This window comes from Methanoregula sp., from assembly GCF_028679125.1.
Lineage (GTDB): Archaea > Halobacteriota > Methanomicrobia > Methanomicrobiales > Methanospirillaceae > Methanoregula.
Genome location: NZ_JAJRCG010000004.1, coordinates 151,988 through 175,479, shown reverse-complemented (window position 1 = coordinate 175,479; position 23,492 = coordinate 151,988). Strand labels below are relative to the sequence as shown.

The 23,492-nt window shown below is 55.4% G+C and carries 21 protein-coding genes; 13 read left to right on the top strand and 8 right to left on the bottom strand.

Features of this window, described 5'->3' with window-relative positions; all coding sequences use genetic code 11:
• From LUQ43_RS04900 to LUQ43_RS04865, 8 genes are all read left to right on the top strand, one after another.
• A partial coding sequence (locus LUQ43_RS04900; RefSeq protein WP_299964559.1) for a transcriptional regulator occupies positions 1-567 on the top strand: 567 nt, incomplete at its 5' end.
• Complete coding sequence (locus LUQ43_RS04895; RefSeq protein ID WP_299964555.1) at positions 561-1,616, top strand: hydroxymethylglutaryl-CoA synthase; 1,056 nt, start codon at positions 561-563, stop codon at positions 1,614-1,616. The genes LUQ43_RS04900 and LUQ43_RS04895, both read left to right, overlap by 7 nt.
• Entirely contained in the window at positions 1,613-2,779 is a 1,167-nt protein-coding gene (locus tag LUQ43_RS04890; protein WP_299964553.1) for a thiolase domain-containing protein, read from the top strand. The genes LUQ43_RS04895 and LUQ43_RS04890 overlap by 4 nt, the downstream gene beginning before the upstream one ends.
• A gap of 1 nt (position 2,780) precedes the next feature.
• Positions 2,781-3,173, top strand: coding sequence for a Zn-ribbon domain-containing OB-fold protein (locus LUQ43_RS04885; protein ID WP_299964551.1), 393 nt, complete (start codon positions 2,781-2,783; stop codon positions 3,171-3,173).
• Positions 3,174-3,415: 242 nt separating this feature from the next.
• The gene (locus tag LUQ43_RS04880; protein WP_299964549.1) at positions 3,416-3,790 is read left to right on the top strand and encodes a hypothetical protein; all 375 of its coding nucleotides are present in this window, start codon (positions 3,416-3,418) and stop codon (positions 3,788-3,790) included.
• A 316-nt stretch (positions 3,791-4,106) separates the two neighbouring features.
• Positions 4,107-4,640: a hypothetical protein gene (locus tag LUQ43_RS04875; protein WP_299964547.1), complete on the top strand. Its 534-nt coding sequence runs from the start codon at positions 4,107-4,109 to the stop codon at positions 4,638-4,640.
• Between the two features lie 142 nt (positions 4,641-4,782).
• The gene (locus tag LUQ43_RS04870; protein WP_299964545.1) at positions 4,783-5,388 is read left to right on the top strand and encodes a hypothetical protein; all 606 of its coding nucleotides are present in this window, start codon (positions 4,783-4,785) and stop codon (positions 5,386-5,388) included.
• A 68-nt stretch (positions 5,389-5,456) separates the two neighbouring features.
• Positions 5,457-6,059 (top strand): helix-turn-helix domain-containing protein, encoded by a 603-nt coding sequence (locus LUQ43_RS04865; protein ID WP_299964542.1) that lies wholly within the window; start codon positions 5,457-5,459, stop codon positions 6,057-6,059.
• Positions 6,060-6,149: 90 nt separating this feature from the next.
• On the opposite strand, the gene LUQ43_RS04860 is transcribed toward LUQ43_RS04865, so the two are convergent.
• Positions 6,150-7,451: an ATP-binding protein gene (locus tag LUQ43_RS04860; protein WP_299964540.1), complete on the bottom strand. Its 1,302-nt coding sequence runs from the start codon at positions 7,449-7,451 to the stop codon at positions 6,150-6,152.
• Between the two features lie 23 nt (positions 7,452-7,474).
• Between LUQ43_RS04860 and LUQ43_RS04855 the strand changes: the two genes are divergently transcribed.
• Complete coding sequence (locus tag LUQ43_RS04855) at positions 7,475-7,756, top strand: hypothetical protein (protein ID WP_299964537.1); 282 nt, start codon at positions 7,475-7,477, stop codon at positions 7,754-7,756.
• A 497-nt stretch (positions 7,757-8,253) separates the two neighbouring features.
• Here LUQ43_RS04855 and LUQ43_RS04850 read toward each other — a convergent pair whose 3' ends face one another.
• From LUQ43_RS04850 to LUQ43_RS04835, 4 genes are all read right to left on the bottom strand, one after another.
• Complete coding sequence (locus tag LUQ43_RS04850; RefSeq protein ID WP_299964535.1) at positions 8,254-9,213, bottom strand: hypothetical protein; 960 nt, start codon at positions 9,211-9,213, stop codon at positions 8,254-8,256.
• 187 nt (positions 9,214-9,400) lie between these two features.
• A complete protein-coding gene (locus tag LUQ43_RS04845; RefSeq protein ID WP_299964533.1) occupies positions 9,401-10,780 on the bottom strand; it encodes a SpoIIE family protein phosphatase in 1,380 nt (459 codons plus the stop codon).
• A 104-nt stretch (positions 10,781-10,884) separates the two neighbouring features.
• Positions 10,885-11,832, bottom strand: a complete 948-nt coding sequence (locus LUQ43_RS04840) for a 2-dehydropantoate 2-reductase (RefSeq protein ID WP_299964531.1) — start codon at positions 11,830-11,832, stop codon at positions 10,885-10,887.
• Positions 11,833-11,931: 99 nt separating this feature from the next.
• Entirely contained in the window at positions 11,932-12,861 is a 930-nt protein-coding gene (locus LUQ43_RS04835) for a class I SAM-dependent methyltransferase family protein (protein WP_299964529.1), read from the bottom strand.
• Positions 12,862-12,887: 26 nt separating this feature from the next.
• On the opposite strand from LUQ43_RS04835, the gene hmgA reads away from it, so the two are divergent.
• Together hmgA and LUQ43_RS04825 are read left to right on the top strand one after the other, a co-directional pair.
• A complete protein-coding gene (gene hmgA / locus LUQ43_RS04830) occupies positions 12,888-14,165 on the top strand; it encodes a hydroxymethylglutaryl-CoA reductase (NADPH) (protein WP_299964527.1) in 1,278 nt (425 codons plus the stop codon).
• Between the two features lie 87 nt (positions 14,166-14,252).
• Positions 14,253-15,023, top strand: a complete 771-nt coding sequence (locus LUQ43_RS04825; protein WP_299964524.1) for a SagB/ThcOx family dehydrogenase — start codon at positions 14,253-14,255, stop codon at positions 15,021-15,023.
• A gap of 263 nt (positions 15,024-15,286) precedes the next feature.
• Here LUQ43_RS04825 and LUQ43_RS04820 read toward each other — a convergent pair whose 3' ends face one another.
• Positions 15,287-16,885 carry an amino acid permease gene (locus tag LUQ43_RS04820; RefSeq protein WP_299964522.1) on the bottom strand — a complete coding sequence of 533 codons (1,599 nt, stop codon included), beginning with the start codon at positions 16,883-16,885 and terminating at the stop codon, positions 15,287-15,289.
• 108 nt (positions 16,886-16,993) lie between these two features.
• On the bottom strand, positions 16,994-17,539 hold the full coding sequence (gene rimI / locus LUQ43_RS04815) for a ribosomal protein S18-alanine N-acetyltransferase (protein ID WP_363318486.1): 546 nt from the start codon (positions 17,537-17,539) through the stop codon (positions 16,994-16,996).
• A 140-nt stretch (positions 17,540-17,679) separates the two neighbouring features.
• Between rimI and LUQ43_RS04810 the strand changes: the two genes are divergently transcribed.
• Together LUQ43_RS04810 and hisG are read left to right on the top strand one after the other, a co-directional pair.
• Positions 17,680-18,945 carry a DUF1015 family protein gene (locus tag LUQ43_RS04810; RefSeq protein WP_299964520.1) on the top strand — a complete coding sequence of 422 codons (1,266 nt, stop codon included), beginning with the start codon at positions 17,680-17,682 and terminating at the stop codon, positions 18,943-18,945.
• A gap of 49 nt (positions 18,946-18,994) precedes the next feature.
• Positions 18,995-19,867: an ATP phosphoribosyltransferase gene (gene hisG, locus LUQ43_RS04805; RefSeq protein ID WP_299964518.1), complete on the top strand. Its 873-nt coding sequence runs from the start codon at positions 18,995-18,997 to the stop codon at positions 19,865-19,867.
• A gap of 126 nt (positions 19,868-19,993) precedes the next feature.
• On the opposite strand, the gene LUQ43_RS04800 is transcribed toward hisG, so the two are convergent.
• Positions 19,994-23,248 carry a VWA domain-containing protein gene (locus tag LUQ43_RS04800; RefSeq protein WP_299964516.1) on the bottom strand — a complete coding sequence of 1,085 codons (3,255 nt, stop codon included), beginning with the start codon at positions 23,246-23,248 and terminating at the stop codon, positions 19,994-19,996.
• Between the last annotated feature and the right edge of the window lie 244 nt (positions 23,249-23,492).

The following is a 23,492-nucleotide window of genomic DNA, read 5'->3' as shown; positions in this document are numbered from 1 at the left end:
CCGTCTGTCATCAGTGATTACGAGAGTGGCAGGCGGAAGAGTCCCGGCACCGCCGTTGTCGGCAAGATTGTCGACACGATCCTCGCCATGGACGAGGAAGATGGCGGCAGACACATTCACAAATTCTCAACCATGCTCTTCTCAAATGTCGAAGATGACGTGATCTACGACCTCCACGAGTACGATGCACCCGTCCCCTTACAGGACTTTGCCGATACCCTCGGCTGCACGCTGCTCTGCGGGTCGACCGACCAGAACATCTTCGGCTACACGGTGGTCAACAGCTTAAACGCAATTTTGCAACTCTCATCGGCAGAGTTCAACCGCATTTACGGCTGGAGCACGGAGCGGGCGCTGGTCTTCACCAATGTCTCGACCGGCAAATCACCGATGGTAGCGATCCGCGTCACGCCGTTCAAGCCGCGGTGCGTGGTGCTCCAGGGCATCGATACCCAGGACGTCCACCCCTTCGTGGCCAAGATGGCGGAGAAGGATCGCATCACCGTCTTCTGTACGGGCATGGAAGTTGACAAAATCGTGAGTACCCTGAGGGAAAAAGAATGGTAGGCATCATTACCTACGGTACATACATACCGAGATACCGCATCAAGGTCGAGGAGATCGCCCGGGTCTGGGGTGCGAACGCATCCGATATCACGGGAGGTCTGGGCGTTTTTGAGAAGTCCGTCCCCGACATGGACGAGGACGCTGCAACCATTGCTGTCGAAGCGGCACGCAATGCATTGCTGCGCCGGAAGGTCGACCCCGCCGAAATCGGCGCCGTGTACGTGGGCAGCGAGTCCCATCCCTACGCGGTAAAACCCACTGCCTGCACGGTGGGCGAGGCCATCGGGGCAACCCCGAAGATGACCGCTGCTGACCTCGAGTTTGCCTGCAAGGCAGGCACGGCCGGGATCCAGATCTGCATGGGCCTTGTCAAGAGCAAGATGATCAGGTTCGGCCTTGCCATCGGCTCCGATGTCTCGCAGGGTGCACCGGGCGATGCGCTCGAGTACACTGCGGCAGCGGGAGGAGCGGCCTATATCATCGGGAACGATGACGACGCCCCCATCGCGACCATCAACCACACCTGCTCGTTTACCACGGACACACCCGATTTCTGGCGCCGCGAGGGGCAGAACTATCCCCGCCACGGGGGCCGGTTCACCGGGGACCCCGGGTACTTCAAGCACGTCAAGGGCGCAAGCACCATGCTCCTGGAGGAAACCAAGAAGACCCCGAAGGACTTCACCTACGCGGTCTTCCACCAGCCCAACGCGAAGTTCCCGCAGAAGGTTGCAAAGGATCTCGGTTTCACAAAGGAACAGATCACGCCGGGCCTTGCGGTCCCGCGCCTCGGCAACACCTACTCGGGCGCGTCGCCCATCGGTCTTGCCGCAACGCTGGACATTGCCAAGCCGGGTGACACCATCTTTGTCTGCTCGTTCGGCTCCGGTGCCGGGAGCGATGCATTCGACATCACCGTCACTGACGCGATCAAGACCAAGATCAGGCGCGAAGCGGCACCGAGTGTCGAGAAACTCTTATCGAACCCCATCTACCTGGACTATGCAAAATATGCGAAACACAAGGGGAAACTGGTGATGCAGGTATGAGAGACGTAGCAGTCATAGGTATCGGGTGCACCCGGTTCGGCGAGCACTGGAACAGGTCGTTTCGCGATATGTTTGTGGAGGCAGGAGCGCTTGCCCTTGAGGACGCGAAACTCTCCGGCGAGAAGATCGATGCCATGTATGTCGGCAACATGAGTGCCGGCCGGTTCATCGAGCAGGAGCACATCGGCGCCCTGATCGCCGACTACTCGGGCATGGCGACACGCCACATCCCGGCAACACGGGTCGAGGCTGCCTGCGCATCCGGCGGTCTTGCCTTCCGGCAGGCCGTGATCGCGGTCGCGAGCGGTATGGAAGACATCGTGGTTGCAGCAGGGGTCGAGAAGATGACCGATGTCGAGCCCGGCGCGAGCACCGACGCCCTCACCGGCGCAGCGGACCGCGAGTGGGAAGGGTTTGTCGGCGCGACATTCCCGGGCCTGTACGCGATGATCGCAACCGATTACATCCACAAGTACCACATGACCCGCGAGCAGCTGGCACAGGTTGCCGTGAAGAACCACTACAACGGTGCCCGCAACCCGATCGCCCAGTTCCAGCAGGAGATCACGCTCAGCACCGTCATGAAATCCACGATGGTGGCCGAGCCCCTCCGGCTCTTCGACTGCTCGCCCATCACGGACGGGGCGGCAGCCGTTATTGTCGCACCGCTCGACCGTGCACGCGAGTTCACGGACACGCCGATCAAGGTGCTGGCAACGGCGCAGGCAAGCGACTCGATCGCCCTCCACGACCGGCGCGACATCTCGACCATGGACGCAACCGTTGCAGCAGGGCAGCGGGCGTTCAAGATGGCAAAACTCACCCACAAGGACATCAACATGGTGGAAGTGCACGACTGCTTCTCGATCGCCGAGATCTGTGCCATCGAGGATCTCGGGTTCTGCAAGAAGGGCACGGCCGGCAAGTTCACCGAAGACGGGGAGACCGCACTCGGCGGGAAGATCCCGGTCAACACGAGCGGCGGCCTCAAGGCCTGCGGTCACCCGGTCGGAGCAACCGGCATCAAGCAGGTGTACGAGATCGTCCAGCAGCTCCGGGGCGAGGCCGGGAAGCGGCAGATCGAGAACGCAAAGATCGGCATGACCCACAACGTGGGCGGCACCGGTGCTACCGTTGCCGTGCACATCCTCGGGAGGGTATAACATGACCGTTGCACGATTCTGGAGAAAGATCCCCCAGCGCTACAATCTGATCGGGACAAAGTGCACGACCTGCGGCCGGCACTTCTTCCCCCCGCGGACTTTCTGCCCCGACTGCCGCAGGAACGGCAAGATCGTGGACCACCAGTTCGCAGGTTTCGGGACGATCGTCACCTACACGGTAATCCAGACCGAACCGGACCATTTCGCATCCCCCGGGCCGTACGTGCTTGCCATCATCAAGCTCGACGAAGGCCCCCAGATGACTACCCAGATCATCTGCGATCCCAAGGAGGCGAAGATCGGCATGCGGGTGAGAAGTGTATTCCGCAAGATCGGCACCGATGGCGAGAGCGGCATCATCCACTATGGCACGAAGTTCGTGCCGGTGGAATAATCTTTTTTCACGGGTTCCCCGAACCAAGAGTCACATTTTTCCGTATAACGGTATTCAGGGAGATCACCCCTCCATCAGATACTGAAATGGGATGACTCAGGGTAATTTAAAAGATGTTCAGGTATCCGTAACGGGTGTTCCATTTTTCAGAACAATGCATCCCACATGAAATTCTCATGGTGTTTCATCCCACGGGCATATGGTGACGGTGTAAAATCCCGGACACCACGGAGCGTGAAAACATGAAAAACATGAAAAAAACAGGAGTTGTAGCAGCGGTACTAATTGTTGCGCTGGTGATGACCGGGGTTGTAAGCGCCCTGGCCTCGAATGAGAAGACTGAAAAAACAATAATGATCCGAGGCATCGGTCCTGATACAGCGATGACAAGTGATGGGCAGGTTGTCAAGGTAATATTCCATAATATAAATAATGAAATACTAAGTGGAACGGACGGCATGGATGCTAATTATAGTTCTAAATTCCTAACTACAAATGAGACCAGGGTTCATAAGTTCACCATCCGTGTTGAGCCGACGTTCGATAAAGACTACAAGAACGATGAAATCGTAATGATCGGTTCATTTCACAACTCATCATCACTCCTTCCCAAATGACATATCCACATCAGGATCCCGTATTTAAGATCGGTGACCATTACAATTCTTTTTAGAGAGGTATTCAAATCCATGGCACCAGGCTGCCCGATATGCAGATTTCCGGGGGCCTATTCTCTTGGACTGATGGAGACTACCCGGAAAGTTTTCTGCCCAGGATGAAGGATAATTTCTCGGGTTCCGGAAACATGATAAAATCGGAATATATTAAAGATGTTCAGGTATCCGGAACGAGAGTTCCATTCTTCAGAACAGCATGTTCCACATGAAATTCTCATGGTGTTCCATTCGATGAAGTATATGATGTTCAGTATAAATGCCGGACATCAAGGAGTGGAAAAACATGAAAAGAATAGGAATTGCAGCAGCGATACTAATTGTTGCGCTGCTGATGACCGGGGCTGTAAGCGCCCTGGCCTCGAATGAGAAGACTGAAAAAACAATAATGATCAGAGGCATCGGTCCTGATACAGCGATGACAAGTGATGGGCAGGTTGTCAAGGTAATATTCCATAATATAAATAATGGAACACAGATTGGAACAAACCAGCTGCAATCCACCTTAAGCAGCGTATCTGGATCCGTAGCTCCCGGATATATGGATGTTTGGGGCCCCTACTCATGGACTGCCGGAACGTATGTTAGTGAGTCTGCGACGTGGACACCTACGAATCAGAACGCTTTGCTGGGTATCTATGATTTAGACCAGAATAATGGGCCATTTTTACAGAGATCCGGTGGATCAGGAACATTTTCAGTTAGTGTTCCTTGGACGGGTAGTTCTTGGGGATATGCCTTCTTAAACCCAGCATCAAATTCTCAGACTGAATCTTACACTCTTACCTACTAGGTATTCAGTAATTACTGATTGAAATGATTTGATGTAATATATCAAAATCCTCTTTTTTCAGGGGAGAGTTTATGAAGGTTGTGAGTGAATGAGAATCCAGATGGATCGAAGATTCATTTCAGTGACAGGTGTGTTGGTCCTGATGGGACTGGCGCTGGCATTCGCCTTTGCTTTTTTCGTTGGCGGGGAGAGCGGGCGGACTGAGGATATCTGGCTTGTCCAAAACACGCAATTGACGAAAATACCCATTCCCCCTTCAGAAAATGGATCAGTGACTATTCCAAAGACCGTGACAGGGAATGAAACGTCTCCCCGTCCCTTTGTAACAACGGACACCTCAACTGTCAGTAAAACCACTCTAAAAACTATAGCCTATAACCAAAGCGCGGTACTGGTATCGTCTCCCAATGGGAAACTGGGATTAGTACAGATAATCGATAGGAATAATTCCGAAATAAAAACCGGGGCCTTAACAATGGAACAGCGGAACCTTGCAGAAGAAATCGCCCTTGCGGATGCGAGAGTCCAAAATATCATTGGAGCCAAAATGTATAAAATAAATATTCAGCCTCTCGATCGTATTCAGGTAAAAAATTCTGAAGAGATTTCTGCGAACGGGACTGGCGTTTCAGTTGTCTTCACAACCGTTAATACAACCACGACCCTGAATGAAACGACTTTTTTCGTCCATGTTGATCTCGATAAAGAAAAAGTCATACGGGTAAGCCCGCCGTTTCCTTATACATAGACAGCTATGGTAACCTGAAAGTTATTCACCTTAAAATTATAATTTATTATTAACGGATATAAGATACAATGGATCTGGATAAAAAAACCGCGCTGTATATGGCCACATTCGTAGCGGCAGTTTTCGTCCTCGCCTTAAAGTTCCTGCAACCGGTCACGATTAATGTGATATTCGGTGGCAACGGACCTGTTGCAGCGGCCATTCCCGGAGTATACACGCTTGCAGATTGCGTTGTACTTTCCATCGCAGCATTCCTATTAGGAATCACTGCGGTTTCCCTTTTCCTGACGTATACCAAATCACCGGGTGGCGGCACGGTGATTGCCCAGCCCGCATCGGGATCATTACAGGAAATTCAACTTGGTGTTCAAGACCCCTGCCACGATCCAATTTCTGAAGCGTGCCCGGAAAACACACTAGATGAGGGATCCAGTCACCTGCTTAATTTGTTGAAAGGTAACGAAAGAAATGTAATGGAGGCGCTCATGAAATATGGCGAGATGAACCAAGCCGATCTCTCTACAAGGACCGGAATACCCAAATCCACGCTTTCGAGAACATTGCAGAATCTTGAGGATCGCAAACTCATTTTCCGTTATGATAACGGCATGAGTAAAATGGTGAAACTTGAGATTCACTGGAATGACCTGATCAATAATAACCATCACTGATTCAGAAGGCATCATCCACTATGGCACGAAGTTCGTGCCGGTGGAGTAATCTTTTTTTCGGGTTGGATCCTGAGAATTACCGCAGTTTTGTCAGATCCCGTTTCTCACATTCTCAAGCCATTCATAGACCGGCATAATGCGGATGCGCCTGCCGGCAATGGTTTCTTCACCGGATTCGTTCATCGTGAGAATGAGCCCTCCCTCCAGATCATACGCTTCCATGGCCTCGCATACCCCCCGGATCTCCCGTGCCCGGGTATCAGGATTTTCAAGCGAATCGGTGACCTGGATCGCAGAGGTGATCTTCCGGTGTACTTTTACGAGAAAATCGCACTCGTACCGGTTTTTGTGATAGTAGATTTCAGCATCGGTCCGTTTGAGGGTCATGAACACGGCATTCTCCAGCAGCCAGCCCCGGTTCTCTGAGAAAGCGAAGGCAACCGCGTTGATGATACCAGTATCAATACAATAGATCTTTTTTGGATTGGCCAGCTGTTTTTTCACTGAATAATCGAACTTTTTCACCGGATAGAACAGGAACGCGCTTTCGGCATACCCGATATATTCCCGCACGGTTTCTGGCGCGAGATGCAGGGCATCTGCGATCCGGTTATAGGAGAGCGGGGTGCCGGTATTCGAGATCAGATAATAGAGCACGTCATAGAGATCGCTGTTGTTCCTCACATTGTTGGGATAGATGATATCTTTGAGATAGATCGTTTCGTAATAGTTCTTCAGGATCTCTTTTTTCAGTTCGTCCTGCGGTTCAAGGGTGACGCGGGGGAACCCGCCGTACTCCAGATAGCGTCCGAAGTACTGCCGTTTCTGGATAATGGAGGGGTGGTCAATCCCGAGAAAGTCGAGGCACTCTGCAAACGACAAGGGATAGACCGTGCAGCAGAAGTACCGCCCGGAGAGCCGGGTGCTGATCTCGCGCTGGAGGAGAGAGGACGAGGAACCGGTCAGGATCAGTTTCAGATCCGGTTTTGTATCATAGAGTGTTTTTACCGTTGGAGCCCACGGGACGAAGTTCTGGATCTCATCGATGCAGATGTAAAACTGCGTGATGTCGCTATGGAGCGTGCAGTGATCTTCGATAAGCTCCCGAAGGAACGCAGGATCTTTTCCCCGGTTGACAAAAAGCGGTTCATCAAGGTTGATGTACAGGATCGCCTCCCTCCGGGCACCGGCATCAAGAAGAGAGCGGATGATCTGGTACACCAGCGTTGACTTTCCGGTGCGGCGGGCACCAGCCAGCAGCAGGATCTCCTGTGCTGCAAGATAGTGCCGGAGTTCCGGGAAATACCGGAACCGGTCGGTACCGGTTGCAAACGGTCTGTTGAACCACCAGGGATTCTGGCTTTCGAGAGCGATCCGGATCTTTTCGTCCATCTGTCAGATATAATCGACGATATATGATAAAATTGTCGATTGTAATTGATGATTACGCCAGGATATTTGCCCGGGGCATCGATCCTTCAAGGGTATTTGGTTCTGTTCCAGGAATGATAGCCCGGCTTGATGAAGACCCACGGATGACCACTCAGGGGATTATCCTAACCACAGTTCAGCCAAAAATACCCTCCCGCCATTTCCCCGGCCAGCCTTTTCCACAGGATTCCAACTCACTCATGATCCAAAAGGCAATAATTAGACGTTTTTTAGAGGCCGAAATGCCCCTCAAACAAGGATTATAAGGCTATAAAAACCTTCGTTCAAAATCAGTACGCTATAATTCGCAAAAAAACGTGACTATCGAAAAAGTGGTTTTTTAAAATGGGCTCCGTTTGGCAAACGGGGCTTTTTACGTGGAGATAATTTTTAGAGAGTTTACAAGACTGAACCATCCCCTGAAATGAGGGGTTTCACATCGGAGAACTGTTCCTCCCGTCGAAGAACATCTAACGGACCCCCTGTTTATAGAAAAACACCTGGAGTTTCGTATCAACCAGGGTTTTGGGAGTGGGGTATCCGGGAGCGGTTGATGGCGTGAAGTGGGGAATACCAGAGTCGGGTTGTTGTGGCCGGGCCGGGAAAATTTTGAAAACCGTTTGAAAAAAAATTCCGGACCTTTTTGAAATCATTTCAGAAAAATTTCAGCTCGAAAAAATTTAAAACGGTTTGTAAAAAAAATTCCGGCAAGGACCCTCCGGTCAAAACCGGGAAAATTTAAAAAATATTTACAAAATTATTTTCAACAGTTCCCCCGCGAGCTGCTTGCCGAAACATTACTCAGTGTTGTCGTACATGAACCAGGCTGCGTGGAGAGCCCGCAGCAGACCAGCGTCTTGAGTGCCTCCGGGTTCCGGCCCCCGAAGTTGAACTCGCTGACTTTCGCACCGTTCAGGATCAGGGTGGGAGACGCTGTTGCACCGTAGGAATCTGCGATGGCGAAATCTTTCTCTGCATAGGTGATTCCCTTTGCCGGGTCGGTTGTGCAACTGGTGAGCCGGGTCAGATCAATACCAGTGGATTTGATGCATTCCGCCGATGAAGACGAGTTGATGTAACAGGAGACGTACTGCCAGTAGGCGTCCGGCTGCTCCTCGCGGATACAGATCTGCCGGAGGTTCTCTGCTGCTTCATTCGATCCATGCATGGAGTAGATGGTCCCGTTGGATACCTGTCCGATATACCGGACCCTGATATTCTTTGCAAGATCCGGGACGCCTGCGACAACATCTGCAAGAACCAGCTGCATCTGCGTGCCGTACGGGCAGGAGGAGACAACAAATGCTTCGAGCAGCGCGGATTCCTGCTTTGACTGGGCAGAGCAACTCTGCTCCACAGACTGTGCTGTGATGGCAGCCGTTGTCCGGGCGGTCGTCGGGTACGAAGTCGGGAAGAGGAGTTTCCCGTCACGCGTCATGTATACAGAGGAGACCTGTTTGTCCCCGGACACGGAATATTCTATCGCGACTTTGTACACCCCGCTCTCTTCCGAGACATTGACGAGCCGGGCGGATACACCGGAAGCCAGGTAATTCGCACCGATGAAATCAACCATTTTCTGTGCGGTTGCTTCCTTGCTTACGGAGGAACTGAACAGTGATGAGTCAGAAAAACTGCTGAATGCCCCGCTCATGCCGAGAACGAGCGCGATCACAAACAGAACAGCACAGGCAATACAAGCCGGTTTCCACGGATTATCCAATCGATTCCACCTCACTGATGAATACTCAGATCCGCTTCATGTGACATTAAAACCCGCACATGGGAGGTATTCCCGCTGGCAGATAGCGTTAAAAAAAATCTCTGGGTCTCTGTCTTCAGCCGGTTACCAGTTGATGCCGGCACACCGGCCCGGCCCGTTCGCCGGGAGTGGGCCGATCACCGGATCTTCAGGTGACTTTCACCACCATCAGGGTGATATCGTCAAACTGGGGCTGCGTGTCGCTGAACGAGAAGACGGAGCGGATGATCTCATCCGCAATTACCTGCGATGAGGAAGTGCGGTTGTTCCGGATCGTCTCAATGAGCCGGGGAACATCGAACATCTCTTCCTTGTCATTTTGTGCCTCCGTGATGCCGTCCGTGTATAAGACCAGGATATCCCCGACAGCGAGCGGGACCTCCTCCTGCGTATATTCGGCATCATCCATGGCGCCGACTGCCATACCGGTGAGGTTGAGCTCCTCGATCTCCCCGGTCTTCTGCCGTAACACGATCGGGGGATTGTGCCCGGCATTCACATAGGTCAGCGTCCCGGCCTCTTTGTCAATGATACCGTAAAACAGGGTGACGAACATGCCGGTCTTTGAATTGTTCGCGATGATGGGATTTGCAAAAGATATCACCTCGGACGGCTTCTTGAACCAGGTTGCAGTAACCCGGACAACGATCCGTGATAAGGCCATGAACAGGGCGGCAGGGACTCCTTTACCGGATACATCGGCAATCATGATCCCGGTCCGGGAAGAGTTGATGGGCATCACTTCAAGCGGTATCACATCAAAAAAATCCCCGCCCACCTCCTTTGCCATGATACTTTTTGCCGCGATATCGAACCCTTCGGTCCGCGGGAGGATCTCAGGAAGGAAGTTCTTCTGGATCTCGGCTGCGATCTGGAGTTCCGCGTTCTTCCGCGCCATCTCGGACTCCAGTTTCTCCTTCTCGGCCAGGATCTTCCGTTCGGTGAGAATATTGTGGATGATCTTCGAGAAGATGAATACGGCCACGGATACGATGATGATCATCGGGAGGGCCACAAACAGGGCAACATTGACGACCTGTTCCGGGGGTGTCGCCATCGCTATCTGCATGACCGAGACGATGATCTCGATGAGGAAGGCATAGAGAACCGCTTTTCCGGTGGTGATGAACTCTTTTTTATAGGCAAGGTAGACCAGGCCACCCAGGAGACCGGCAACGATGGTGGCAAGGGCGGCGGCATACATGTACGGCCCCCCCTGCGTTAACCGGAATGCTCCACCGATGATACCGGCCCCAAGACCCACAAACGGCCCGCAGACCAGACCGGCAATGATCGGGCCGAGATCGTGGACATTTAAGACTGCCCCGTACAGGCCGATCTTACTGATCGACCCGTACACGGAGATCAGGCCGAAAAAGAGGACCAGGATGATCTTCGTGACGAGTGTGGCCCGGTGCTCAAACACTTCGATGAAGTACCGGCTCCGGGTGAACAGGTAGGCAAAGATCATGATGACACATATCATCTGAAAGAGCGTGAGGAGACTTTCGAGAATACCCGTATCCATACTCCACCTGTATGAATTTCATGGGGAAAAAGTCCGCGCTTTAAAAACGCACCCGCAGACAGGGAAAACAACGGGGCGATAAAAATGCGGTATCGTGCACCGCTTCAGTGAGACGACTCAACCGGACCGGCAGCAATGGACTCCCGGAACCGGATCAGGTCCGAGATGACGGCGTTGCAGGGTGTGGCAATCCCGAGTTGTCTGCCTGAGGTGACAACAGCACCATTCAGAAAATCGATCTCGGTCGGATGCCCGTGCAGGATATCCTGCAGCATGGACGACGTGTGGCGGGCCATCACGGGGATCAGGGCACCGTGCAGGTACCCGAGAAAGGTATCCGGATCGGGCCACTGGAGGTGGATTCCATCCGCTTGTACAACAGCGTAGATCTCCCGTACCAGGTGTTCGATGATCTGCCAGCTTGAGGGCTCTTTGAGTTCCCCGTACGTGACACCCGTGATGGCACTGAGCGGGTTCAATGAACAGTTGATCAGGTTCTTTGACCAGAGCTTCCCTTTGATGCGATCCGTGGTTTCAACAGGAATGCCTGCCCGGGTCATGATATCCGCAAGACCCTGGACGCCGGCATCACATCCATCCGGGAACCGGCCGATCTGCATGGGTCCTGCATTGGCCGTGATGCGAATCTCCCGGTCCCCTTCCCGGACAAATCCGGTCAGGACAACGCCACCGATGACACGGTCGGAATACCGGGCGATCGTCTCCTCATTACCGATGCCATTCTGGAAACTTACGACATCACAGGATCCGATCAGGTCCTTGTAGTGCCGGCAGATGCCCGCGGTATCCTGTGATTTCGATGTGATCAGGATATAATCGAAATCCTCTTCCCCGGCCAGTTCGCTGACGCAGGTGAAGTGGTCTGATTCATCACCCCATGCACCACTGATCGCAAGTCCCTGGCTGGATATTGCACGGGCAGATCGCTCCCGTGTCACCGCTACAACGTCCGCAACCCGGGACAACTTAGCTGCCAGCGGAAGTCCCACCGCTCCGGCACCAAGAACGAGTATTCTTGCCGGGTGCACCATGAGGTGAAATATCGTATCTCATTGGTAATCAACCTTCATGGATGAAAATACAAGACCGTGGTGTATCCATCGGGGAGGGGCGATTCTCAATTGAGACGATCACGACACCCGCACATCGTACACCGCGTGCCACTGTGCCGGCGAGTACGACCGCACCACCCGCTCCGCAAGCACCGTGCCGCCGAGTTCCTGTATCCGGGCGGTGTGCTCTCCCTCAACAGAGACGAGGGAATAGAAGTGGATCGTTCCGCCAGGCTTTACGAGCCGGAACGCTTCCTGCAAAAACCCCGTGCCCGAGAGCGGGAGGTTCATCACCACCCGGTCAAATTTCCAGGGCAGGACCCGGTCAAGGTGCCGGGCATCCGCGAGCAGCGGCAGCACGTTCTTTGTCCGGTTCAGTACCAGGTTCTCCAGCATCAGGCTGATCGCTTTCGGGTTGAGATCCGATGCCACAACCAGGGACGCCCGTTTCGCAAGCGTGATCGCAAACGGGCCGACACCGGCGAACATGTCGAGCACCACCTCCCCTGCCTGCACCTGCGCAAGGATACGCTGGCGCTCGGTGGAGAGCCGGGCCGAGAAGTAGGCACCGGCCAGGTCCACGGCAAACGTGTGGCCGTGCTCGATCACCGTGGTCCGTGTCGTCTGCTCTCCGGCAAGTACGGTGAACTCCCGGGTGCGGTACTCCCCGTGCACCTCCCCCTCGGCAAATACGATCGTGTGGAGCGATGGCCGGGATGCAAGCAACAACTCTGCCCCGCCGCGATCGTTCTCCTGCATGATGGCAATCCCGCCAACCAGCTCGTGCCGGGGAAGAGGTTCACGGCCCGGGTGGGCCTCGAACCCGAACCACGCTGCACCCTCGCGCTCTTCAAGGACGGGCAGGATAAGATCGGTTCCCTCGCGCAGGAGCTTCAGCGAGGAATCGAGCGCGCCATCCCGTATGAGCGCCTGCCGCATTCCCTCCCCCTGCCGTGCCGGGACCCGGATCCCCCACTGGCCGACCGTCTTACCGACCACGCTTATCATAACAGTATACGTGCTAATCATTAATCATGGCTGATGATGCGGAGCGCCGCACCGGGCAGGGCAATGGCGCAAAGTCGGGTCAGGACAGGAACGGGGATACCATTCTTCAGGCAAAACTCAAAGACGGCACCTTGAAAATGTACGAACTGGAGAAGGAACTCTCTCCCATAGACGCGATCCGGGTCCGGCGCGGGTTCATCGAGCAGGAGACCGGTACAAAACTCGAGAACATCGGTATCTTCTCAATCGATGTCGACCGCGTGGTCAAACGCAACTGCGAGAACATGATCGGCACGATACAGGTGCCGGTCGGCGTTGCCGGGCCGGTCCTCATCAACGGGGGATATGCAAGCGGGAAGTACTGGCTCCCGCTCGCCACCACCGAGGGCGCGCTTATTGCATCGGTCAACCGCGGGTGCAGCGCGATCACGAAAGCCGGTGGGGCAGATGTCAGGATCCTCCATGACGGCATGACCCGGGCACCGGTCTTTGCAACCGACAGCATTGTCCATGCTGTGCAGGTCTGCGACTGGGTGACCGCACACCGCGACGAACTGAAGGATGCGGCCGAGAGTACGACCTCGCACGGGAAACTGACCGGCATTGTCACCTTCGTCACCGGCACAAGCGTCTTTATCCGGCTCGAATTCGATACCAAGGACGCGATGGGCATGAACATGGTGACCATCGCGAGCGCAAAAATTGCCGACCTGATCGCGCAGGCGACCGGGGCTCGCCTCGTCGCGCTCTCGGGCAACATGTGCACCGACAAGAAACCCGCTGCTATCAACGGTATCATGGGCCGGGGCCGGAGCGTTGTCGCCGGGGTTGCCCTCACCCACGAACAGATCGGCTCGATCTTAAAGACCGATGCAAAGACCCTTGCCGAGGTGAACTACCGCAAGAACTTCGTCGGCTCTGCCCGGGCCGGCTCCATGGGATTCAATGCCCATGCGGCAAACGTCGTGGCCGCGATGTTCATTGCCTGCGGTCAGGATGCGGCGCACGCGATCGATGGCGGCACCTGCATCACGACCGTTGACCTCACGGAGACCGGTGCCTACGTTGCCGTCACGCTGCCCTCCCTTCCTGTCGGGACGGTCGGCGGGGGAACCAGCGTCGAGACCCAGCAGGAATGCCTGAAACTCCTCGGTGTTGCCGGCAGCGGGACCCCACCCGGGACCAATGCAAAGAAACTCGGCGAGATCATCGGTACAGGCGTCCTTGCCGGTGAACTTTCCCTCATCGGTGCCCTTGCTGCCCAGCACCTTGCCCGCGCCCACCAGCAGCTCGGGCGCGGATAAGAAGATACAATACCCTTTTTTATCATATCTGAACGGTAAGACCCGCCATGCTTCCGGCAACGACGGGAGAGTACAGGAACGATACTCATGACCGATAAGACGCAGCAGTTTTTATCCGGCAAAACAGTAATTGCCGTCATCGTGATCGTGGTTGCCCTTGCAGCCATCTTCATTGCAGCACCCTTCTTTACCACAGGCAGCACGCACCAGACCCTGCCCACTGTTTCCGCAACGCTGGCTCCCACAGAAGGACAGGTAACGCTCCCCGCACCGGATCACACTACGGGCGGCACCCTCGATTACGCGCTGGAACACCGGCGCTCCTCGCGGGCATACCTGAATGAATCCATATCCATCGGGAACCTCTCCCTCATCCTCTGGAGCGCACAGGGTATCACGGACACAGCATCCGGGAAACGGACCGCTCCCTCAGCAATGCACACCTACCCGCTCACCCTGTACGTGGCGGTCAGCAATGTCACGGGAGTGAGTCCGGGGGTCTACACGTACGTTCCTGAAACCAACAGCCTCAGCCGGCATCTGGATGCGGCGGGCAAGGACAGGGTTCTCTCTGCAATCGGCCAGCAGCAGGTCCGGTCAGCCCCGGTCACGATCATCGTGAGCGGGAACACTACGGTATTCAAAGAGCGGATGTCCTCTTCCGATGATGTGCTCCGGAACCTCTGCCTCGAAGCGGGCCATGTGGTCCAGAATATTCTCCTGATGGAGACATCACGGGGCATGGCAGGTGTGCCGTTCACGGGTTTCAATGCAACGGCAGTCGACGGGCATCTGGGGCTCTCAGGCAATAACCATGTGGTCTATGCGGTGACCGCTGCATACCCGGCAGACCAGTAATTTTTTTTCAGGTTCCGGTAAAAAAATTCCATCGGGTTCTGATGGAGCTGGAACCGGTTTTCACTCGCGATCGGGATCGCGATGCATTTTTTTCCGACAGGATTTGATTGCGAGGGGATTCATTGAACCGGCGAACTGATTGGCCGGATGTTGACCATTCCTCCCGCCCATCGACAATCACGAAGAAATTGTTCAGCTGAAATACAGGGAAACGGAGAGTGCCGGATATCCGGCACATCATTTATGAGAAGTCTCACCGGGGGTTACTGCTTTGCATTCCTGTCCGGGAAGAGTTCGTCAAACGATTTCTCGTTCCGGTTGAGGTACTTGAACCCCTTGATCTTTCCGGTCTTCCGGCCAAGCCAGTACATGATCATCGGGACAAATACTACGGGAACAGAAAGGTAGAGCGACCCGACAAGCTCCGGGTTGAACGCAAGCACGATCAGGGCTATTACTTCCAGCACAACACCGACCAGTACCGGCATCCACGGGGAGAGCGGGGCCGGGGCGATGATATCGGCATCCGTATATCCCCGCTCGTGGATGCGTTTCCGGAATACGACCTGCGCCCAGCAGATGGAGATCCAGCAGATCGCACCGGTGAACGCCGAAACCGAGAGGAGCCAGATATAGAGCTGGCCTTCACCGTTGGTGAACCACCAGAGGGAGAGGACGAGCCAGCAGCAGGCAAGCGTGACAAGCGTCCCGACCATCGGCACGCAGTTCCGGTTGAGTTTCGAGAAGAATCTGGGTGCCATCCCTTCAAGGGAGAGGCCGTACAGCGCCCGGACCGCCCCGTAGAACCCGCTGTTGGCGCAGGAGAACGCTGCCGTCAGGACGATGAACGAGAGAACCGCCGCAGCCTCCTGGAACCCGTACATGGAGAGCGCTGTCGAGAAGACGCTGTCGCTCAGACCCGCATCGGCATACGGGATGATGAGGATGAGCAGGAGGATGGGCAGGATATCGACGCGGATGATCCGGTGGACAACCTGCCGGCAGGCTTTGGGCACGGTCTTCTCGGGGTTCTGGGTCTCGGCTGCCGCAAGGCCCACAATCTCCGAGCCCTGGAAGTTCACGAGGATCAGGGCCATGTTGGCGACAAGGATGAATGCACCCGCGGGGAAGATGTCATCGTACAGGCTGGTGTTGGGAGGGAAGACCACGCTCGTCCCGATGAACCCCGCAGACCCGATGAGACCAAGGACAATGAGTGCTGCAACAACACAGAAGATGACGTTGTGCGCGATCTTGACAAGAGCGAGCGAACTCTCCACCAGGCCAAACCCCCCTACGTGGACCAGGTTCAGGAGGGTGATCATGATCAGGAACGCGATCGCCCAGAGGACGACCGGGACCTGCGGCACAAAGACATGCATGATGATGCCGCCCGCCACGGCTTCCGAGGGGATGTAGGCGCACCAGTTGAACCAGTAACTCCAGCCGGTGCCGACCGCCCAGGTCGGGGAGATGAACTCCGCGGAATAGCTGATGAAGTTTCCCTGTCGGGGAACATTGACCAGCAGCTCGGCAAACGACTGCATCACGGTCCAGATGATCAGGCCGCCAAGGGCATACAGCAGGATGACACTCGGGCCCATCTGGGAGATGAGATACCCCGTCCCGAGAAAATAACAGGACCCGATGATGCCGCCGATGGCGATCAGGTTGGCCATCCACGGCTGAATGCCGCGGCTGAGACCGAACTCGCCCTGGGGCGGGAGAGGATCATGGGGGCGGTGATGTGCTGCTTTGCTCTCATGAAGATCCTGCTGCTGGCGCTCGGCATCAGGGAACGGAAACACGGAATCCTCGCTGCCAGTGCCGGCAGTATTCAGGGAGGCATTGTTCTTTTTCACACGGCATTCACTCGTTCAGGCGTGATCTTTCATATATGCAGCCTGAAAAAGAAAAACCGTTTTATTTGATCCTGGTAACGGGACTTCGGAATCAAAAACAGGGGCAGCTCAGAAGCGGAACCACTTCATCATGACCAGGGCGTCCTCGCCATTGGCATAATACTGGTCGATACCAAACACCGGGCGGTATCCCATACGCTGGTAGAACCGCTGTGCCCCGGTATTGGATACCCGGACTTCCAGCTGGACACCGGTGGCAAGCTCAAGGGCGCACTGGTGCTCGACCCGGTTCACGAGCAGCTTTGCAATTCCCCGTCTGCGGTACCGCGGGCTGACGCCGAGGTTGCAGAGGTGCCCGTAGATGTTCTCCCCCGTATCCTCAAGGCCGCCCACGACAAAACCCACCACGGCCCCGTCACAGACCGCAACAAAGTAGGTGGTCGGGTAGTAGGTCAGCGCCTCAAGGAAAACCGACTGCTCCCACGGGTCGATGAACGACTCCTTCTCTATTTCCACGATCGCCGCGATATCCGAGGGCATTGCCCGGCGGATCAGGGGCAACGGGTAAAGAGCTATGTCGTGGGGTCGGATCATGGGGCAGTCACCATCTGCCTTCCGGCAGGTATGCTGGTACCATAAGAGCCCGGATGACATAGTGTTTTTCCAAAAAGATGCTCTACCGATATCCTGAAAGCCGCAGGTAATCGCAGCTTGCAGGGATGAGACTCCGGTATATATGGGATTACACACAAGTATGAGAGCACGTAACGTACGATTCGGGCGGGGTGACGGGTATGGTGAGGATTTATCGTTTTGCAGGTGTGCGGCCGGTACCGGCGGCGGCCCAGGATATCGCGGCTGTGCCGTATGATGTAGTGACGGCCGAAGAGACGCGGGCGATCATAAAAAAGAACCCGAAGAGTTTCCTGCGCGTGAGCCGGTCCGATGCGGAACTCCCCGATCTTCCCCCCCATGACGAACGCGTGTACCGGCGGGCCCGGGAGATGTTCCTTGCGCTCGAAAAAGACGGGCTGCTGAAGAAGGATTCCTCGCCGGCATTATACCTGTACCGCGTGCAGCAGGACGGCGACACCTTCCTTGGCCTCTGCTGCTGCCTTGACGTGGATGACTACCGGCAGAACAACATCCGCCGCCACGAACTGACGCGGTATGACAAGGAGGAGGACCGGACCCGGCACATCGAAGCGGTCAGGACCCACAACGGGCCGGTCGTGCTCCTCTACCGCGACGTGGACGATCTCTTCTCGGTTATCGAATCCCAGGTTGCGGCAAACAAGCCGCCCGTTGCTGAGGTGCGCACGGAACAGGGAGGCATCCACCAGATATTCCGGATCGCTGACCCGGCCATGCTCGATATGATCGAACGCAGGTTTGCAGCAGTCCCCGCCCTGTACATCGCTGACGGCCACCACCGGGCAAAGGCCTCGGTGAACCTTGCCGACCGGATCCTTGCATCGGGAAAACAGCCGGATCCGGAGATCTGCCGGTTCCTGGGGGTCATCTTCGCCCACAACCGGGTGAAGATCCACGGGTACAGCCGCCTCCTCACCGATCTCGGCACATTTACTCCCGAATCATTCCTGAAAAAACTCGGGGAGTCGTTTACGGTCCGGCCGTACGGAAAAGTCGATGGAACAGGTTTCAATATCCCGCCCGCGATCAGGGATGCCGCGAAGTATCACGTTGTCCACCTCTATCTCGGGGGGAAATGGTACGAATGCACCCGGCCGCGGGCAGCCGGTGCAGACCCAATCGTGACCCTCGATGTTGCCGTGCTCCAGAAGCACGTGCTGGAGGACATGCTCGGGATCACTGATCCCCGGGGCGATGCACGGCTCCAGTACCTGGGAGGGGCACGCCCGGTTGCCGACCTGGAGAACCTTGTGGACAACGGGACCTACAAGCTCGCGTTTGCCATGCAGCCGGTCCGGGTCGAGACCGTCCTCTCCATTGCAGATGCCGGCGGGATCATGCCGCCGAAGTCCACGTGGTTCGAGCCCAAACTGCTGAGCGGACTCGTCATCCACTCCTTTGACTAGGGGAACAAATCCTATCTATTCATCTCTTTTTACAGCGACGTTGTATGGTATGATCACCATCGCACTCCCGAAGGGCAGCCTTGAGGCGCAGACCCTCCAGCTGTTCAAGGAGGCTGACCTTGAGGTCAAGCGCACGGACCGCGACTACAATCCCCGTATCGCTGACAGCCGTATCGGCAAGATCAAGATCCTCCGCCCGCAGGAGATCCCGACCTACGTGGACAAGGGCTACTTCGACATCGGCATCTCCGGCCTTGACTGGGTGCAGGAGACCAGCTCCGATGTCGTGGAGGTGGCCAACCTCTCGTACAGCAAGACCGGCGAGGGCAACGTGAAGATCGTGGTTGCCGTGCACCGCGACGAGCCCATCGAGAATGTCAGCCAGATCCGGCCGGGCAGCCGGGTAACAACCGAGTACCCGGAACTGACAAAGCGGTTCTTCGAGCAGCTGAAGGTCCCGGTCCAGCTCTTCCACTCGTACGGCGCCTCGGAGGCAAAGGTGCCCGACCTGATGGACGTTGTCGTTGACCTGACCGAGACCGGGACAACGCTCCGCAAGAACGGGCTCAAGATCATCGGGCAGATCATGGAGTCGCACACGGTCATCATCGCCAACAGGGCGAGCTGGGCGGACACCGAGAAGCGCCGGGAGATCGAGGAGATCAGGACCCTGCTGTTCGGGGTCATCGAGGCCCGGCACAAGGTGCTCCTGACCATGAACGTCCCGACCGCATCCATGGAGCGCCTTGTCGCCACCCTGCCGGCCATGAAGACGCCGACGGTGAGCCGGCTCCACGGGATCGATTATTACAGCATCCAGACCGTTGTTGCGAAGCACACGGTCAATGAACTCATCCCGAAACTGAAGAAGTGCGGGGCTGAGGATATCCTCGAGATACCGATCTCGAAGATCGTGCCGTGATACGGCCGGTCACTTTTTTATTCAGCCAATTTACCGTGTCTCTTTCCGGTAATTATCCAAAAGCCTGCATCTCACCCGGGAATGACAGGAATCTGCACGGCATATTGGCAGACGAACCGGGAAAAATTATTCGAGTTTGATGAAGGTCTTCCCCGAAGAAACCGGGATAGTATGATACATCGTCAGGGGCAGGGGAGTCGCCGCATCTCTCGCAAGTGCCGAGACGCTGATGGTGTAAGTGGCCCCCTCCGTCCAGGTGCTGGTATCGATATCGAATGTTTTCGTTACCTCCGATGCGGAGGGTGAGAACTCCAATTCCGTGAGCGTTACCGGTTGTGACCCGGGTTCCGAACTGAGGTACTGGACTGTCTCCTTTGCTGTGTAAATACCGTTATATCTGGTGGTCCACGTTATCGTCAATATTGACGGATCCGGGTTGGTAATATTCTTCAGGTTCCCCAGGGAGAGATCCGCGGTCTTGAAACCCACATCCACCGTCTCCAGGTAACTGGAGAAGGTGAGGGCATCCAGGGTCAGGCTCTGGGTGATATTCGTTGACGAGTCCGTAAAGGAGAGCGAGGCCCCGCTGTCCGGGCCGAACAGGACAATGGTTCCGTTCTTTGTCACGTTGAAGACCATGGAGGTCTGCCACGTGTCGTTGAGTTTCATGGTCCCGATGTTGAAATTCATGTTCCGTGACGTGGAGGTCCAGTTCTGTCGGTCGTCCCGGGTATAATTGTAGTATTGGACAAGGGAATTGTCGGGATTGGCATGATACATGGTAACATACGTGGAGTCACTTGGCCGGCCCTCCCCGAACCCCCTTCCACCCAGCGGGATGGCAGTATAGTTCAGGTAATCGAACGAGTTCTGCTCGGTCCCGTTCACGGTAAGGGTTCCCATCTCCAGGTTCAGGGTCGTTGCACCGCCGGCCTGCTTGTTCAATTCCCCGGCAATCTGTTTGTAGATCTCGGGGAGCTCCGAGACATCAGATGCGCTGTAATATTTACCGGCATCGTTTGCAGCATAACGTTTTAGTTTCGTCTCCGTAGCAGAGTCCACACCAATGCCGATGACATACATGGCGATTTTGCTGGTGTTTGCATAGGTAATGACACTGCCAGTCCCGACCCCGGTTCCAAGGTTTGTATTGCCCGATCCACCCTCGGGATTGTGCCCGGATGTGTAATCTCCATCAGACTGAAGGATGATTGCCCGAACCCGGCCGGATGATGATGAATCGAACTGGTTTACTGCGGTATAGATCCCTTCACGGGTCGGCGTTCCCCCGGCAGGAACGATGCCGTTCAACGCGTCATTCACATTGGTGAGGGGGTTGAACCCGAAGGCCAGATCAACACTCGACATATTCGAGCCATAGTACTTGTTGAGGCCGTTGTTGTAATGCTGGTTCAGGTACAGCTGATGTGCAGATGTAGCGGAATAACCGGAGGACGAGGAGGAGGGGCAATTCGATCCGCATTCGTATGACGGATAGTTTGTTGTGCCATCACGTGCGACCCAGTAGTATGCCCAATACACGTTATCCCAGTCCCATTCGTATCTGTGATACCAGCTGTCATACGTATATGTCGGGGACAGATTTGCCCACCCGTTGTCATCGGTAGTATCTCCAAAAGATACAATCCCGATCCGATCTTTACCGTAGGTCAGGCAGGAGGCAAATGTTTTTGCAGCAGACTTCGCAACAACCATGTTGTCCTCCAGTGCCGTGGCATTCTCCAGCATGCTCCCGGACCGGTCGAGAGCGAGCACCACGTCAATTGGCCGGGGTTGGAGTGCTGCACCGTTCCCCGACACGGTGATCGTGAGCCGGATAGGTTCCCCGACATTGACACTGCTGTTATCCATCTGCGTGGTGACCGACAGGTACGGGTAATTCTTCCAGAGGAACGTCACCGTCCCGGTCTTGGTGATCGTGCCGGCCGCGTTGGTCCAGGTGGCAGTCACCGTCTTCCTGCCGGTTGCCGTGGCATTGTATCCCGGTTCCCCGATACCCGGGAATGAACCGGGAGTGAATATGATGGTTGCAAATCCGTTGTGGTCCGTTGTGGCACTTGTGGCCGAGATCGAGGATTCGGCCATAATATTGTATTTTCCATTGGGTGCACCGGGGTAGCTCTCCGTGGTATTGGTGAAGGAGACGACCTGGTTCTCCACGGGGTTCCCGGCAACATCGATAACTCGCGCCTGTATCGTTGCCTTGGATGCTGCATCCACATCCAGGCTGACCATGGTCTGGGGGCTAGCGGTCAGGATCATGTTCACCGGCTCCATGCTGGTATACTTCACCGTCTGGATGCAGGACCCGGTTGTCCCGGTATCAGTACAGATGATGCTGGTATTCTTCACCGAGGAGGCCGTGATCGTGTAAGTCCCCGAGATATCCTTGGGGCCGTACCGTGCATATGCGATTCCCCCGTTCGATGTGGTAGCCAGGTACGATTCGTTCACCGATGAGTTGATCCAGATCCCGGTCCCGTCCAGGCCGTTTCCGTAGGGATCGCTGACGGAATAATACAGGTGGAAGACATGCTGGCCGTCCGCCGGCCATTCTGTGGGAGCAGGTGGGATCCGGGTGATCGTGACCGGATCGTCCAGCGACACCCCAACAATCTCGAGCGGCCACTTGTCGAGGTCACTGCCCATTCCGGTCACGCCGATGTTGTTGTATCCCGCGGAATTGGAGAGCCGGATATCAACGGATACGTTTCCTTCGTTGTCCGGCGCCATGGTGAGGGAAGAGACATACTCTGCCCCGTTCCAGAAACCGGAACCATTGGTTCCCAGGCCGGTGAGCATGACGGTATGGGGATCCGAGGTGTTCCGGTTGTCAATACGGTTGCCCAGCTCGGTGCCCGTAACCGTGGTGTAGCGGTCTGAGTAGGTGATATTGAGATGGACAATGCTCCCGACGGTTCCCTGCGAGGGGTACTCATAATTGGCGATATGCGGCGTTCCGTGATCGATCTGCTGGACGGTCATAAGCGTCCGGGTATAAGTAGTGCTCCCGTCATTATACGAGAGCTCGGCAGTGATCGTTACATCGCCGCTGGCTGCACCCGTGGTGAATTTCGTTACAGCAAGCCCGTCCGATCCTGTGGTGGCGGACGACGAGGACAGCGCCCCGAGCGGAGGACTTGAGAGCGAGAAACCCACCGTGGCACCGCTCACCGGTGATAGCCCATCGAGAACCTGAACCGTAATGGTCGATACATTTTCCGTTGATGCGGTACCATCGTTCGCGATGAGCCATGAGTTGCTATTGGATATTGTGGAGGCAGACAGGTCCACGGCAACAACTGTCCCCACCAGCAGCAGCAGTCCCAGACCAGCCAGAAGTACCCGTTTCACTATCATACCATACCTTGTTGGGGAAGTATGGTTATCTGTAGTATATAAATGTATATATCCTAAAATTCACAAGAATATCAGTTTGATTTCAAAATCGACGGAATAATGGGGATGGATGGGGGAGGCGAGGACCCGCGAAGCAGGATCCGCCAATCCCAGTCGAAACATTCTGGTTGGGGGATTCTTGGGATCATAATCTTTTTTATCCAGGAATGCCATTTCCCCCCGTGTCCCGTCGGGATATAGCAAA

Bases quoted from the DNA above. Each gene is read 5' to 3' on its own strand.
- LUQ43_RS04895 (WP_299964555.1), top strand. From the start codon at position 561: ATGGTAGGCATCATTACCTACGGTACATACATACCGAGATACCGCATC.
- LUQ43_RS04890 (WP_299964553.1), top strand. From the start codon at position 1,613: ATGAGAGACGTAGCAGTCATAGGTATCGGGTGCACCCGGTTCGGCGAG.
- LUQ43_RS04885 (WP_299964551.1), top strand. From the start codon at position 2,781: ATGACCGTTGCACGATTCTGGAGAAAGATCCCCCAGCGCTACAATCTG.
- LUQ43_RS04880 (WP_299964549.1), top strand. From the start codon at position 3,416: ATGAAAAACATGAAAAAAACAGGAGTTGTAGCAGCGGTACTAATTGTT.
- LUQ43_RS04875 (WP_299964547.1), top strand. From the start codon at position 4,107: ATGCCGGACATCAAGGAGTGGAAAAACATGAAAAGAATAGGAATTGCA.
- LUQ43_RS04870 (WP_299964545.1), top strand. From the start codon at position 4,783: ATGGGACTGGCGCTGGCATTCGCCTTTGCTTTTTTCGTTGGCGGGGAG.
- LUQ43_RS04865 (WP_299964542.1), top strand. From the start codon at position 5,457: ATGGATCTGGATAAAAAAACCGCGCTGTATATGGCCACATTCGTAGCG.
- LUQ43_RS04860 (WP_299964540.1), bottom strand. From the start codon at position 7,451: ATGGACGAAAAGATCCGGATCGCTCTCGAAAGCCAGAATCCCTGGTGG.
- LUQ43_RS04855 (WP_299964537.1), top strand. From the start codon at position 7,475: ATGATAAAATTGTCGATTGTAATTGATGATTACGCCAGGATATTTGCC.
- LUQ43_RS04845 (WP_299964533.1), bottom strand. From the start codon at position 10,780: ATGGATACGGGTATTCTCGAAAGTCTCCTCACGCTCTTTCAGATGATA.
- LUQ43_RS04840 (WP_299964531.1), bottom strand. From the start codon at position 11,832: ATGGTGCACCCGGCAAGAATACTCGTTCTTGGTGCCGGAGCGGTGGGA.
- LUQ43_RS04835 (WP_299964529.1), bottom strand. From the start codon at position 12,861: ATGATAAGCGTGGTCGGTAAGACGGTCGGCCAGTGGGGGATCCGGGTC.
- hmgA (WP_299964527.1), top strand. From the start codon at position 12,888: ATGGCTGATGATGCGGAGCGCCGCACCGGGCAGGGCAATGGCGCAAAG.
- LUQ43_RS04825 (WP_299964524.1), top strand. From the start codon at position 14,253: ATGACCGATAAGACGCAGCAGTTTTTATCCGGCAAAACAGTAATTGCC.
- rimI (WP_363318486.1), bottom strand. From the start codon at position 17,539: ATGTCATCCGGGCTCTTATGGTACCAGCATACCTGCCGGAAGGCAGAT.
- LUQ43_RS04810 (WP_299964520.1), top strand. From the start codon at position 17,680: ATGGTGAGGATTTATCGTTTTGCAGGTGTGCGGCCGGTACCGGCGGCG.
- hisG (WP_299964518.1), top strand. From the start codon at position 18,995: ATGATCACCATCGCACTCCCGAAGGGCAGCCTTGAGGCGCAGACCCTC.
- LUQ43_RS04800 (WP_299964516.1), bottom strand. From the start codon at position 23,248: ATGATAGTGAAACGGGTACTTCTGGCTGGTCTGGGACTGCTGCTGCTG.